Genomic DNA, 14,274 nt, shown 5'->3' on the forward strand with positions numbered 1-14,274 from the left:
GATTCCCGAGTGGCCAAAGGGGGCAGACTGTAAATCTGTTAGCAACGCTTTCGAAGGTTCGAATCCTTCTCCATCCACTTAGCTTAACAGCTAAGCCGATGTGGCTCAATTGGCAGAGCAGCTGATTTGTAATCAGCAGGTTATCGGTTCGAGTCCGATCATCGGCTTTTGATTTTAAAAATTAATATCGCGGGGTGGAGCAGTCTGGAAGCTCGTCGGGCTCATAACCCGAAGGTCATAGGTTCAAATCCTGTCCCCGCTATTTTGCCCAGATAGCTCAGTTGGTAGAGCAGAGGACTGAAAATCCTCGTGTCGCTGGTTCGATTCCGGCTCTGGGCATTCACTTTGAAAGTGATAATTAAATAATATGGAGCATTAGCTCAGTTGGTAGAGCACTTGACTTTTAATCAAGTTGTCCGGGGTTCGAATCCCCGATGCTTCACTTTGAAACTTCTGTGATATTCTCACAGAAGTTTTTTTGTGTTTTTTTAACCCTAACATCATTTTATGGAATTACTATAGAGAAATAAAAAAGTTCTAAAGTTTTATGCTTTTTCATATATTATTAGTACCTGATACCATTAACCGTAGGAAGTGCGCAGTCTTAACGGTGGACAGGCTGTTTGAAGTCAGTAGATGTAATGCAGAACAGGAGGAGTTTTTATGAAGAGTCCTTTAAAGAATCTGAAAAAATATTTTCAGTTAATCATGACTGCTCTTATTTGCTTTGTAATGGGAGTCATTGAAGACAAGAAAAGAATCTGCATAAAAGATACAGATTCTAAAAAAGACAGAACTGTTTTGCGTCCGGATGATAAAAAGAACAACAGAAAAAATAAAATCATTTACTGGAATGAACCACGAATCCAGAATAGAATAAATAGAGCTGTATATTTTAATACGGGGTAATGAAGCCCCGTATGCAGAAACTATCGCAGTCCTCTCAATTAATGAATTTGAGACAGTTCAGCAGGATTTTATGTTCTGATGAGCAGGATCAATATGCATTATTTACGAGAATTGCTATATAACAGAAGTGTTATAAATAATATACATACAGATAAATATATATGTATATACTAAAAAGAAGAAGTTTATAATGATGGTCTGATATGAGAAAGTCTTTTTTCCCTGGAACAACGGGAATCTTTGCTCTGTTTTTTGTTCCCTATATAGTTACAATTATTTTTAATGGTGCCAACACTACATTGATCAATAAAAAATTTAATGTGGAAATGCTTCTGCCGGTGATCGTTTCATCGCAGATTGAAGACAAATATGAACTTGAGACTATAAAAGCACAAACAATCATAGCAAGATCAAATTTTTACCGGACAATGAAAGAGGAGAAAAATCTGGCAATAACTTTATGTCAGATAAAGAAAGAGATGGAGGGGAAATCCCTGGCTTGTGTAATTTTACAGAATAAGTACGAAAAAGCAGTAACAGAAACAGAAGGAAAAGTCATTGTATGGAATAAAGAATTAAAGTTAGTTCCCTATCATGAATTAAGTGCAGGACAGACAAGAGATGGAATGGAAGTTTTCCACAACGAAGATGATTCGTATCTCAGATCCGTACACAGTCTTGTGGATAAAAATGCAAAAGATTATTTGAATAGTGTATACATAAATAAAAATGTCCTTCCGGAAAGAATTGAAATAAAATCCAGGGACAGTGCCGGTTATGTTACAGAAATTCTGGCTGACGGGAAAGTGTTGGAAGGCGAGGCATTCAGAAAAGGAATGGGACTCACGTCCTCAAATTTTACAATTCAGAAGTCTGGAAAGGAAATACGATTTTTATGTAGAGGAAAAGGTCATGGATTAGGATTCTCACAATATGGAGGGAATGAGATGGCAAAGGAGTCTGCGAATGCAAAAGAGATTTTACAATATTATTTTCCTGAGATGGATGTGCTGAACATAAAATCTGTAAATTGCTGAATAGACACGAATATTCTGGACACCCTATAGATATGAAGATGAAAACAGAGGTGAAAGGAATATGATGAATAACAAAGTGACAAGAATCATTGCCAATTCCGTTGGACTGGCCGCTGTAGCAGCATTGGGAATTACAGTTTATCAGTTAGGTACCTCCCCGGTCAAAGAGAAAACTCCTGAAGAAAAAACAGAAAATGTCGGTGAAAGTACACAGGATACGGAAGAACAATTGAGTGAAGATGCAGGAACGAATCATGTGGAGTCAGAAAATCAGTGGATATCCGATGACGGGGAAGATTTGGATGATACAAAGGTTACATTCCAAAAACAAGGAATGTATGGGGAAACAGCTCAGAATACTGTGGATAATAATGAATCAGATAATACTGCAGATGTGGATAAGACTGACAATGCTGTAAATTCTCAGCAAGCAGAAGAATCATCAGTAAATGCAAATATGAAATCCCAGACGATATCAGAAGATCAGGCAGATGAAGCAACAGATGTTTCGGCATCGGCCCTGAATCTTGCGACAGTAAATTTTTCGGAAGATACATTAATGGAGTGGCCGGTGAATGGAAATGTTCTCCTTGATTACAGTATGGATCAGACTACTTATTTTCCGACGCTTGATCAGTATAAATTGAGTCCGGCTATTGCTGTCGGTGCAGTAGAGGGAGCACCTGTGGTAGCTGCTGTTAATGGCAAGGTTTATTCTATAGAGCAGAATGCGCAGACGGGTACTACACTGACAATGGAACTTGGAAATGGATATCAGGCTGTTTATGGACAGCTTACAGATCTGACAGTGTCAGAAGGAGATACAATTAAAAAGGGAACGACGATAGGATATATTGCACAGCCTACAAAATATTACAGCACAGAAGGAACCAATCTTTATTTTGCAATGAAAAAGGATGGAGAACCAATAGATCCGATTGAATATCTTCCATAATGAAATAGAAGAAAAAAACAGGGCTGCCGTAGATCGGCAGCCCTTAATTTGGTATAGGGCCAAGACAGTAACGTATAAACAGTACTTTGATATTTGCAACAGAAATGATATGTGTAGTATAATACAAAATATGTAGTGATTCAGCAGTTAACAATTCGTGGATATCAGATTAGGGGCAAAATCTCCCACAAATTGTGACATACATCTTGCGGAAAGCATTTTTCAGACACGCTCTAGCATCATAAAATACTGCTGGTTATAAAAATACTTTCGGAAATTATACAGACAGCATGAAAGAGGAGCTTTTTATATGAATATTAATGAGATTGCCAAACTGGCAGGGGTCTCCAGAGCTACCGTATCCAGGTATCTGAACAATGGTTATGTCAGTGAGGAAAAGAAAAAAAATATCAGCAGAGTTATTGAAGAAACCGGGTATCAGCCTTCTTCACAGGCGCAGAGGCTGCGTACTAAGAAGACAAAACTGGTCGGAGTAATTCTGCCAAAGATAGATTCCAATACGATCAGCCGGGAAGTTGCCGGAATCAGTGACATACTTACCAAAAAAGGATATCAGCTGATACTGGCAAATACAAATAACAGTGTTGAAGAAGAATTGAAATATCTTTCGCTGTTCAGGGATAATCAGGTCGATGGTGTTATTTTTATTGCCACCATATTGACAAAACAGCACAGGGAAATGATGAAGGGATTTAAAGTTCCGATTGTTTTACTTGGACAACAGCTGGATGGTTATCCATGTATTTTTCAGGACGATTATAAGGCTGCTGTAAATCTTACTGAACAGATGGTGAAGACAGGAAAGAAGTTTGGATATATTACAGTTACGGATAAAGATGAGGCAGTTGGCAGGCAGCGAAAATCAGGTGTGGAGAAGGTTCTTGGAGAAAATCAGATTACATTGGAAAGTGGATGTGTAAAATGCGGAAATTTCACATTAGAGTCAGGATATGAGAAAGCGAAAGAACTTTTTACGGAGCATCCCGATGTAGATACATTGATCTGTGCAACAGATACCATGGCAGTTGGAGCGGCAAATTGGCTGAAGGAGAACGGATATCAGATTCCTCAACAGGTTCAGATTGCCGGAATGGGAGACAGTTTTCTGGGAAAGATCATAGAACCAAAGCTGACTACTGTACATTTTTTTTATAAGACAAGTGGAATGGAATCAGCAAAAGTGCTGGTAGATTTGATAGAATCTAAGGAAACATCATCTGTACATAAAGAAATAAAAATGGGATGTAAGGTGGTACTCAGAGAGTCTCACCGAAATATATGACTGAACATGAAAGAGGAACTCTGAGGCAATCATCAGAGTTCTTTTTTCCGGATAATTGAATTTACATATATTAATTTACATATATTAAAGGGAGTGTTTTGGAAATAATATATAAAAAATGGATATAATATTTGTGATATGTTACATATTTACAAATAAAAAACGCCCAGATATAATAGCATATATGAGAACGATTCCATAAAAGTACATACAATCCATAGGAAATACATATTGGTGATCAGATAAGAAATATCGTGAGAGTGCAAGACATCTGCTGAGTTATAATCAGATATCAGAGTAAATTTGGAATGGTATAAGATGATATTAAGGTTAAAAGGTATTTTTATAAGATTAACAAGTGAAATTTGTTGAATATGTGAGAATTTCGAAGTGTACATTTATATGAGAACGATTTCATAAAAGGAGGATATTATGGATTACAGAAAAACAGCACAGGAGATATATGACCATATCGGTAAAAAAGAAAATATTATTTCCGCAGCTCATTGTGCCACACGTCTTCGCCTGGTTATCAGTGATAATTCAAAGGCTGATAAGGAATATGTTGAGAACATTGAAGGCGTAAAAGGTGTTTTCTTTGCGCAGGGACAGATGCAGATCATTCTGGGAACAGGTGTAGTTAATAAAGTATATGATGAGTTCATCCGGATTGCAGGAGTTTCTGAGAGCAGTAAAGAAGAGCTGAAAAAAGTTGCGGCTTCCAGGGCAAATCCGGTACAGAGACTGATCAAGACACTTGGAGATATTTTTGTGCCGATTATTCCTGCAATTGTTGCAAGTGGTTTCCTGATGGGAATTATGGAAGCACTGAACTTCATGGTAAACAATGGATTTTTGAATATTGATACCAGCGGTTCTATTTATACATTTGCACAGCTTTTCAGTAATACGGCATATACGTTCCTGCCAATCCTCATCGCATACAGCGGTGCTAAAGTGTTTGGTGCAAACCCGTATCTGGGTGCAGTTATCGGTATGATCATGATTCATCCGAATCTCCAGAATGCATGGACAGTTGCCACAGAAGGTGTTAAAGCAACTCAGAAAGTATGGTTTGGACTTTACTCTATTGATATGGTCGGATATCAGGGGCATGTAATTCCGGTTATCATTGCAGTATGGGTACTGGCTCAGATTGAGAAGAGACTTCACAAAGTAGTGCCGGCAATGTTTGATCTGTTTGTTACTCCGCTTGTAAGTGTCTTTGTAACAGGATATCTGACATTATCCATTATCGGACCTATCTTTGTTACTGTTGAGAACGGACTTCTGAATGGGATTCAGTGGCTGATCGCATTGCCATTTGGTATCGGAAGTTTTATTATGGGTGCGTTTTATGCACCGACGGTGGTTGCCGGTGTTCACCATATGTACACGATCATTGATCTTGGACAGTTGTCTAAATTTGGAGTTACTTACTGGCTGCCTCTTGCTTCTGCAGCGAATATTGCACAGGGTGGAGCCACTCTTGCAGTAGCACTTAAGACAAAGGATCAGAAGATTAAATCAATGGCAGTTCCGTCTGCATTAAGTGCCTGTATGGGAATTACTGAACCTGCGATCTTTGGTGTTAACCTTCGCTTTGGAAAACCATTTGTGATGGGATGTATTGGTGGTGCATTTGGTGCACTGTTTGCATCTGTTACAGGACTGGGGGCTACGGGAACTGGCGTAACCGGTATCTTTGGAATTCTTCTTTGTCTGAATAATCCGGTTTCTTATATTCTTATGTTTGTGATTGCATTTGGTGCTGCCTTTGTACTTACCTGGTTGTTTGGATATAAGGACACTAATGTTTCTGAAAAGACAGAAAGTGTTGAAGCTGTGGGAGATAAATCAACAACAGAAAAAAGCAATGCAGATGATTCTGTGCTTTATAGTGTATCAGAAGGAACTGCGATTTTGCTTTCCCAGGTAAATGACGCTACATTTGCTTCGGAAGTACTTGGAAAAGGAATTGCCGTAATTCCATCGAAGGGTGAAGTTGTTGCTCCATGTGATGCTGTGGTTGAGACTGTTTTTGATACAAAGCATGCAGTTGGTTTAAGTACGGAAAGTGGTATGGAGCTTCTGATCCATATCGGGATCAATACAGTGGAATTGAATGGAAAATATTTTACATCTCATGTAAAGAATGGAGATCACGTAAAGAAAGGCCAGCTTCTGATTTCCTTTGATATGGAGAAAGTTAAGGCAGCAGGATACGATGTGACGACTCCTCTTATTGTAACGAATTCGGATGATTATAAAGATGTGAAAATCCTGTCGGAAGATTCGGTAACACCATCAGATAAAGTATTGGAGATTGTGAAATGAGTACGCTAACTAAAGTTCTTGAAAGAAATATAAAAGTAATTGAAAAGAACGCAGATCTGACAGAAGGAAGATTCCGGCTTGGACATCATCTGATGCCGCCGGTCGGATGGCTCAATGATCCGAATGGACTATGCTGGTATAAAGGCAGATATCATGTGTTTTTTCAATACGCTCCCTTTGATGTGGAAGGCGGACTGAAATTCTGGGGACATTATACAAGCGAAGATCTGGTAGACTGGAAATACGAAGGGACAGCTCTTTATCCGGATTCTCCTTATGACTGTCATGGTGTCTATTCCGGATCTGCATTGGCAGAGAGTGAAAAACTTCATTTGTTTTTCACCGGGAATGTAAAGATTGACGGTGATTATGATTATATTAATGAAGGACGTGAGACCAGTACGCTTCATGTAGAAAGTGAGGACGGAATTCATTTCGGAGATAAAGAAGAGATAATTTCTTTTGAAAAATATCCGGAAGAGTTTACCTGTCATATCAGAGACCCGAAAGTCTGGAAAGAAAACGACAGGTATTTAATGGTTCTTGGCGGACGTCTTAAGGGAGATAAAGGTGCAGTTCTGGTTTATGAATCAGAAAATCTGAAAGAATGGAAATTTAAACATATAATAACCACACCGGAAGCTTTTGGCTATATGTGGGAATGCCCGGACTATTTCGAACTGGACGGGAAGAAATTTCTGTCTGTATCACCACAGGGCTTGAAGAGGGAAGAATTTCGTTTTCAGAATATCTATCAGTCAGGCTATTTTCCGGTAAAAGAGGATGGCTCTGTAGATGAAAGAGACTTTCGTGAGTGGGATATGGGATTTGACTTTTATGCTCCACAGACCTTTACAGATAACAGCGGAAGGCGACTTCTGATAGGATGGATGGGAATGCCGGATGCAGAGGAGGAATATACCAATAAAACCATTGATGAAGGCTGGCAGCATTGTCTTACCGTACCGCGGGAACTGAGGGTAAAGGATGGAAAAATATTCCAGTATCCGGCAAAAGAACTGGAGAGACTCCGAAAAGAGAAAACAATTCTTGATGATGAAAAATCAATTGTTGAGGTTCGTGTAGCAGTAAATGAAGGTTTTGATCTGTTAATTGAAGATATTGCAGTGACAGACAGAAGTTTTCAGATCAGTATGGGCGGACAGATGCTCTTTAAATATGAAAATGAAATTGCGGAGATTGGATTTTCTGAAATTGCGGGTGCAGGAAGAAATAAGCGGAAAGCGAAAGTCAGTGAACTGAACAATATCCGGATTCTTGCAGATACTTCTGCAGTGGAACTTTATCTGAATGATGGAGAGATTGTATTCTCAACCAGATATTATCCGGATCGTGAAGATCTGCAGCTAAAGGTAAAAGGCGGAAAATTCAGGGGAAATCTCTGGAATCTTCGAAAAATGATATTCACAAAATAAGAAAATAAACGTATAATAAAGCAGGTGGGAAAGAAAATCCGCAGTCGGTTTCCCTGCCTGCTTTTTTGACATATTGGTATTTCTGGTGCTGAGAGATCTGGCTGTCAGAAAGAATATGTGTCCGGATGAGATACGTGTTTTAAACCGACTGTTTATTATAGAAACAGGGACGACCGCAAAAGATAGCAGTTGTCCTTTACATAAATTATAAAAAATTTCAAATAATGCAATTCCAGACAATAAGACAGTTGCTTGATTATAATATAAGACTGTCGGGTGATTATGATGAATTATACTTACATTGTTAAATGTGCAGATGGGACTCTTTATACAGGGTGGACAAACTGTCTGCAAAAACGTATGAAAGCACACAACGAGGGAAAGAACGGCGCGAAATATACAAGGACCAAAAGACCGGTTACACTTGTATATTATGAAGGATTTTCAACAAAAGAAGAAGCGATGAGACGTGAATATGAGATTAAACAATTTACCAGAAATAAAAAACTGGAGTTGCTGAGCTTCTGAACCCGTCAGATAAGGAGGATAAGAGAAAATGAAAAAGATGACAAAATGGCTTGCAGTATGCGCAGTATGTGTGATGGGCAGTGTTCCGGCCATGGCAGCAGAAGTACCGGATGTTACTGTAACACCGATCCCGATTGAAACACCGGCTCCGGATGTAACACCAATCGAGACACCTGCACCAACACCCATACCGGAGGTGAAAAATGGCTGGTGTGAGTATGGAACAAAAAATAAGAAATATTTTAAAGATGGACAGTATCTTACAGGAATGCGTAAAATCCATGGTGAAGTTTATTATTTCAGTCCAAAAGGATTTATGAAAACCGGATGGATCAAATACAATAACAAGAAATATTATTTTGATTCCAATGGAATACGTTACAGTGGCGTTAAGAAAATCAGCGGAAAATATTACTATTTCAGTGACAAGGGTGTTCTGAGAACGAAAACAGTTAAAGTTGGAAATACAATTTATTATTGTACAGAAAAGGGAATTCTGGAAGCCTGGAAAAAAGGAAAGACGATTTATTATCCAAATGGAAAGAAAATGAATTCCACCAAAGCGTATGAGTATGAGACTTTGCAGAGAGCAAAGGATGTTGTCAGCAAGATCACAAAACCGAGTATGTCAAAAAGTGAGAAATTTGAAACCTGTTTCAGATGGGTAATGTATCAGCATTATTACGATACCAGAAGAATATTTTATAATCAGACTGCATGGCCTGCGTTATATGCAAACGATTATCTGATACTGAGCGGAAAAGGCGGGGACTGTTTCTCAGATGCCTGTTCGTTTGCCTATCTTGCAAAGGCTCTTGGATATAAGAATGTTTATGTCTGCGTAGATACAACGGCAACTGACGGAAGCGGTCATTGCTGGGCTGAAATCGGAGGCAGAGTATACGATCCGCTGTTTGCAGAGGCGAAGAGCTATTATGGATATTTTGGCGTGGGATATGGATCCTATGGATTGTATCCGGAAAGAAGAGTAGCTGTGTAATATAAAAGCTTTCCTGCAGGGATTATGCTGTAGCAGAGAAAATTGTATTGTTAAGGGGTTGTAGCACCGAAAAAAATCCGGTGCTGCAACCCCTTGTTTTGTTTATTGGCAAATTGACGGTTATACAGGTAGTGGAGCAACAAAAAAGTACATGACAATGAAATGGCAGGCACTTCCAAGCATAACAAAGATGTGAAAGATCTCATGGGAACCAAAATTCTTATGTCTGGAATTAAAAAGCGGAACTTTTAATGCATAGATCACACCACCGATGGTATAAATGATTCCGCCTGCAAGAAGCCAGTCAAATCCTGCACGTGGGAGTGCATGGAAGATTGGAACAAATGCCAGTACACACAGCCAGCCCATGGCGATATACAGTACAGAGGACAACCATTTGGGACAGGTAATCCAACAGCCCTTTAAGATAATGCCGAGGACTGCAATACTCCATACCAGCGCGCACAGAATATATCCAATGCGGTTATGAAGAACGATCAGGCATACAGGAGTATAGCTTCCGGCGATCATCACAAAAATCATCATGTGATCCATTTTTCGCAGCCGTCGATTGACCTTCTCTGTAGAATCTACAGAATGGTAAATGGTACTGGCTGCATAGAGCAGAACCATGGTAAGGATAAAAATACTTAAAGCAACAATATGGAGCACATCATAAGAACGCGCTGCCTTGATAATAAGAGGAACTGCTCCGACTGCAGCGAGAAGAAGGGCAATACCATGAGTGATCGCACTTCCGGGATCTTTTAATTTAAATTTCATAAAAACGCCTCCATTCATTCAGATAAATATAATGAAAACAATATAATATAGTTTTAAAAACTACATATCAAGTATATAAATACTATAACACAAAAAAACAAAAAATCAAGGGCTTATTTTGGGAATCAAAGAAATGTTTGTCCGGCAATGCAAATGAGTTACAGGGTTGCGAAGATGAGGAAAACAGTTGAATCTATATGATAAATCTCCTATAATACAAGTAAAGTAAGTGGTAAAGGAGACAGTTCCATGGGAAAAACCATAACGATATGTTTTACAAATAATAAGGGTGGAAGTGGAAAAACCACAACCTGTTCAAACCTTGGAGCGGCGATGGCTCAGGCAGGGAAAAAGGTTCTTCTGATCGATGGAGATATGCAGTTAAATCTTTCTCTTGCTTTTTTTCCGGAGAACTGGGTGCTGGAGCAGGCGAAAGGAGAGAAGAATCTGTATTGCGCAATCGGAAAACAGGAAGAGCTCAGCGGTTATGTGGTACATACTCCCTACGAAAATCTGGATCTGATACCATCGTCTACATTGATGAGTTCTATAGAATATGAACTTTTTACAAAATGGCAGAGAGAATTTATCCTGCGAAAATGCATTCAGAAGATAAAGGATGCAGGAAATTATGACTATATTCTGATTGATGCACCTCCTACGCTGGGTGGTTGGGTGATGAATATCCTTTGTGCATCAGACAGGGTAATTATTCCTGTTGAGGCAAGTCCATGGGGAATGTTCGGACTTGCGAATATGTTTGAATTTCTTAATGAAGTAAAGCAGATTACTCCGGAACTGGAAGTTGCCGGAATTGCAGTGACAAAGGTAGATACAAGAAAGAGTTATTATAAACAGACAATGGAAACACTGCATGAACTTGAGGATATTCATGTATTTGAGCAGATCATCAGAGTGGACAGCTCTGTAGAATGGTCACAGGATAACAGTATTCCGGTTGTGGAATATAAAAAATCAAGCAGAAGTGCCAGGGAATATACGAGATTGGCAGAGGAGGTCATGGAATTATGTCAGTAGGCAGGGAGAGTATTCGGCGTGCAGCAAATGCAGGTGCCGGGAAAACCGTAAAGAAGCCCGTTGTATCCACAAAAGAGGCAGAGAAACCGGAAACAATATCTGTTGCAGAAGAAAAGAAAAAAACAGCAAAAGGTTCTGTTCATATTAATGAGGAACTGCCGGTATATCTTCTTTAAAAGTTATTTGTAAGTGCTTGAGTATTTTGTTATTTTATAGAAAATAATCAAGTGGTTGCGCAAAAAGTGGGGTATTTTATGGAAACAGAAGAAAAGAAGATATATACAATAGAAGATATCGCCCGGGAGCTTGGGGTAAGTAAGACTACGGTATCACGTGCTATTTCAGGAAAGGGAAGAATCAGTCAGGCTACAAGAGACAGAGTACGGGCATTTATAAAAGAACATGATTACAGACCCAATGTTGTGGCAAAGGGGTTGGCACAGCGTAAAACTTATAATATTGCACTGCTGATGCCGAAGGATTATGTTGCCACAGAGTTTCTTTTTTTTAAAGACTGTATGAATGGAATCTGTGAGATGGCTTCCTCCTATGATTATGATATTATTATTTCTATGATTGATGGAGCAGATGTATCGCAGATACAGAGACTGGAGGCAAATCGAAAAGTCGACGGGATCATTGTAAGCAGAGCAGTGGTAAGTTCCAAGGTACAGAAATATCTGAAGAACTGTAAGGAACCATATATATTGATCGGCCCATCTTCAGATCCGGAAGTTCCGTTTGTAGATAACAAGAACCAGGAAGCCGGAAAAGAACTGACAAGTATTATGTTGATGAAAGGTTTTCGGAATCTGGCACTTCTGGGTGGAAATCAGTCCTACAATGTTACCGGAAGCAGATATCAGGGGTTTCTGGAAGCACATGAGGAAATGGGAGTTTCTGTTAACGAAAATCTGATCTTCATGGATACGGATAATCAGGCAGCAGTATCTGATGCTGTGAAGAGACTGCTTGAAGAAGGCGCGGATGGTATTGTCTGTATGGATGATGTGATCTGCAGCATGTGTCTGAGCAGTCTGAGGGAAAAGAAAATATCGGTTCCTGCAGAAATAAAAATAGCCAGTATGTATGACAGTAAGAATCTGGAATATAATAATCCACCGATTACCAGTATACGCTTTGATACGGTAAGACTGGGAAAGATGGCATGTGCGAAATTACTGAACATCCTGGGAGAGAAGCCACTGGAGGATACAGTGCCTCTGAACTACCAGGTAGTGTTGCGGGAGTCGACACAGTAGTATATGGATGTAAAATCCGATCAGATTATAGAAATTGAAAATGAATGGCAGGATTAGAAAGTTCTCTGTATTTATTGTAAGGATCAATAAGCAGAGAACTTTTTGTGTATAAAAAAATCGGTTGAAATTCTCTGGACAATCTGATTTTATCAAAATGAAAACGGTTGCACAAATCAAGTATATCATTGTATGAAAAAACGAAAAAATCAAACTGAATTGTGCAATATGACAAAAAAAGAGTTTTGAAATTAGATAATAATGGCTAATTGACTTTATAAATATAAAGGAATATACTAAAAATATGAACAAACGGTTGCGCAAACAAAACTGAGGGCGTTTATTACGCAAATCGGATGCGGGCTGTTTAGGCATAACCATCAAAAACAGGAGGAAGAGAAAATGAGAAAAAATGTAAAAAAGGTGATTGCACCGTTACTGGCAGCAGCTATGGCACTTTCCTGCACAGTATGTGTAAGTGCAGCAGAGGATGAGACAATTAAACTGACTGTATGGGGAGCTGAAGAAGACCAGAATTTATTAAAAGAACTGACAGATAAATTCCAGGAGAAGTATGCAGATCAGAAATTTGATATTCAGATTGGCGTAGAATCTGAGTCTACTGCAAAAGATACTATTCTGACAGACGTAGAGGCTGGTGCAGATGTATATGCATTCGCAGATGATCAGCTTCCGGATCTTGTAAAAGCAGGAGCACTTCTGAAACTTGATGATTATGCAGAAGCACTTCAGCTTGCAGATACAACACTTGATGATGTAAAAGCTGCAAACGTTGAAGGCGCTATTGATGCAGCAACAATTGATGGCAGTCTGTATGCATTTCCAAGAGCAGCTGACAACGGATATTTTCTTTACTATGATTCATCTGTAATTTCCGAGGAAGATGCAGCAAGCTGGGACAGCCTTCTTGAAGCAGCTGATAAGGCCGGAAAGAAAGTTGGTATGACACTTGCTTCCGGATGGTACAATGCTTCTTTCTTCTATGGAGCAGGATTTACAACAGGACTTAATGATGACGGAACAACAACTATGGACTGGAACGGAACAAGTGCTGATGGATATACAGGTGTTGATGTAGTAAAAGGAATGCTTGATATTACATCTAATCCGGCATTTATGGCAGTTGCTGATGGTGATATGTCTAATCAGCTTGCATCCGGTAATCTGGCAGCATGCGTTTCCGGTACATGGGATGCAATCACAGCAAAGGAGATATTTGGTGACGGATATGCAGCAACAAAGCTTCCTACATTCACAGTTGGTGACAAACAGGTTCAGCAGGGATCTGTTGCCGGTTACAAATATGTTGGTGTAAACGGCTATTCTGAGAATTCCGGATGGGCAGTTCTTCTTGCTGAGTACCTTACAAATGAAGAATCCCAGCAGATGTTCTTTGATCAGAGAGAAAGCGGTCCTTCAAACAAGAATGTAGCAGCATCTGATTCTGTTCAGGAAAATGTAGCACTTGCAGCACTTGCAGCTCAGTCTGAATATGCACAGGCTCAGAAGGTTGGCGGAAAATATTGGGATCCTGCAAAGACATTCGGAGAACTGATTGCACAGGGAACATTATCTGCAGATGATGATAATGCAATCCAGGAAGCACTTGATAATCTGGTAGAGGGTGCTGCTGCTTCTGTAGAATAATTGTAAAATAAAAAAATTATA

14 protein-coding genes and 5 tRNA genes are annotated in these 14,274 nt (G+C 39.3%); 18 read left to right on the forward strand and 1 reads right to left on the reverse strand.

Going from position 1 to position 14,274, the window contains the following annotated elements; genetic code table 11:
- The first annotated feature begins 1 nt into the window (after position 1).
- From ACESZG_RS12195 to ACESZG_RS12260, 14 genes are all read left to right on the forward strand, one after another.
- A tRNA-Tyr gene (locus tag ACESZG_RS12195) sits at positions 2-77 on the forward strand.
- Positions 78-94: 17 nt separating this feature from the next.
- Positions 95-167, forward strand: a tRNA-Thr gene (locus ACESZG_RS12200).
- A gap of 21 nt (positions 168-188) precedes the next feature.
- Positions 189-262, forward strand: a tRNA-Met gene (locus tag ACESZG_RS12205).
- A 4-nt stretch (positions 263-266) separates the two neighbouring features.
- Positions 267-339 (forward strand) — tRNA-Phe (locus ACESZG_RS12210).
- A gap of 30 nt (positions 340-369) precedes the next feature.
- A tRNA-Lys gene (locus ACESZG_RS12215) sits at positions 370-442 on the forward strand.
- Between the two features lie 221 nt (positions 443-663).
- Positions 664-909: a hypothetical protein gene (locus tag ACESZG_RS12220; RefSeq protein WP_020993336.1), complete on the forward strand. Its 246-nt coding sequence runs from the start codon at positions 664-666 to the stop codon at positions 907-909.
- 203 nt (positions 910-1,112) lie between these two features.
- Positions 1,113-1,946, forward strand: a complete 834-nt coding sequence (locus tag ACESZG_RS12225) for a SpoIID/LytB domain-containing protein (RefSeq protein WP_008707838.1) — start codon at positions 1,113-1,115, stop codon at positions 1,944-1,946.
- Positions 1,947-2,007: 61 nt separating this feature from the next.
- A complete protein-coding gene (locus ACESZG_RS12230) occupies positions 2,008-2,901 on the forward strand; it encodes a M23 family metallopeptidase (RefSeq protein WP_020993335.1) in 894 nt (297 codons plus the stop codon).
- A 157-nt stretch (positions 2,902-3,058) separates the two neighbouring features.
- Positions 3,059-3,163: a DUF6783 domain-containing protein gene (locus tag ACESZG_RS12235; protein WP_368187745.1), complete on the forward strand. Its 105-nt coding sequence runs from the start codon at positions 3,059-3,061 to the stop codon at positions 3,161-3,163.
- 48 nt (positions 3,164-3,211) lie between these two features.
- Complete coding sequence (locus tag ACESZG_RS12240) at positions 3,212-4,204, forward strand: LacI family DNA-binding transcriptional regulator (protein ID WP_022379868.1); 993 nt, start codon at positions 3,212-3,214, stop codon at positions 4,202-4,204.
- Positions 4,205-4,636: 432 nt separating this feature from the next.
- A complete protein-coding gene (locus ACESZG_RS12245; protein WP_227227105.1) occupies positions 4,637-6,541 on the forward strand; it encodes a PTS transporter subunit IIBCA in 1,905 nt (634 codons plus the stop codon).
- Positions 6,538-7,977, forward strand: coding sequence for a sucrose-6-phosphate hydrolase (locus tag ACESZG_RS12250; RefSeq protein ID WP_373218418.1), 1,440 nt, complete (start codon positions 6,538-6,540; stop codon positions 7,975-7,977). The genes ACESZG_RS12245 and ACESZG_RS12250 overlap by 4 nt, the downstream gene beginning before the upstream one ends.
- Positions 7,978-8,262: 285 nt before the next feature.
- The gene (locus ACESZG_RS12255) at positions 8,263-8,505 is read left to right on the forward strand and encodes a GIY-YIG nuclease family protein (RefSeq protein WP_025580986.1); all 243 of its coding nucleotides are present in this window, start codon (positions 8,263-8,265) and stop codon (positions 8,503-8,505) included.
- 28 nt (positions 8,506-8,533) lie between these two features.
- Entirely contained in the window at positions 8,534-9,505 is a 972-nt protein-coding gene (locus ACESZG_RS12260; RefSeq protein WP_020993332.1) for an N-acetylmuramoyl-L-alanine amidase family protein, read from the forward strand.
- 120 nt (positions 9,506-9,625) lie between these two features.
- Here ACESZG_RS12260 and ACESZG_RS12265 read toward each other — a convergent pair whose 3' ends face one another.
- Positions 9,626-10,288: a hemolysin III family protein gene (locus tag ACESZG_RS12265; RefSeq protein ID WP_020993331.1), complete on the reverse strand. Its 663-nt coding sequence runs from the start codon at positions 10,286-10,288 to the stop codon at positions 9,626-9,628.
- A 249-nt stretch (positions 10,289-10,537) separates the two neighbouring features.
- On the opposite strand from ACESZG_RS12265, the gene ACESZG_RS12270 reads away from it, so the two are divergent.
- From ACESZG_RS12270 to ACESZG_RS12285, 4 genes are all read left to right on the forward strand, one after another.
- A complete protein-coding gene (locus tag ACESZG_RS12270) occupies positions 10,538-11,326 on the forward strand; it encodes a ParA family protein (RefSeq protein WP_022379873.1) in 789 nt (262 codons plus the stop codon).
- Entirely contained in the window at positions 11,317-11,502 is a 186-nt protein-coding gene (locus ACESZG_RS12275) for a hypothetical protein (RefSeq protein ID WP_119253805.1), read from the forward strand. Before ACESZG_RS12270 ends, ACESZG_RS12275 begins: the two co-directional genes overlap by 10 nt.
- A 78-nt stretch (positions 11,503-11,580) precedes the next feature.
- Entirely contained in the window at positions 11,581-12,588 is a 1,008-nt protein-coding gene (locus tag ACESZG_RS12280) for a LacI family DNA-binding transcriptional regulator (RefSeq protein ID WP_025578973.1), read from the forward strand.
- 399 nt (positions 12,589-12,987) lie between these two features.
- Complete coding sequence (locus ACESZG_RS12285) at positions 12,988-14,253, forward strand: extracellular solute-binding protein (protein ID WP_025578975.1); 1,266 nt, start codon at positions 12,988-12,990, stop codon at positions 14,251-14,253.
- The last annotated feature ends 21 nt before the right edge of the window (positions 14,254-14,274 follow it).

Source organism: Blautia sp. Marseille-P2398 (assembly GCF_964240315.1).
In the GTDB taxonomy this organism is placed as follows: Bacteria; Bacillota; Clostridia; order Lachnospirales; family Lachnospiraceae; genus Blautia_A; species Blautia_A wexlerae.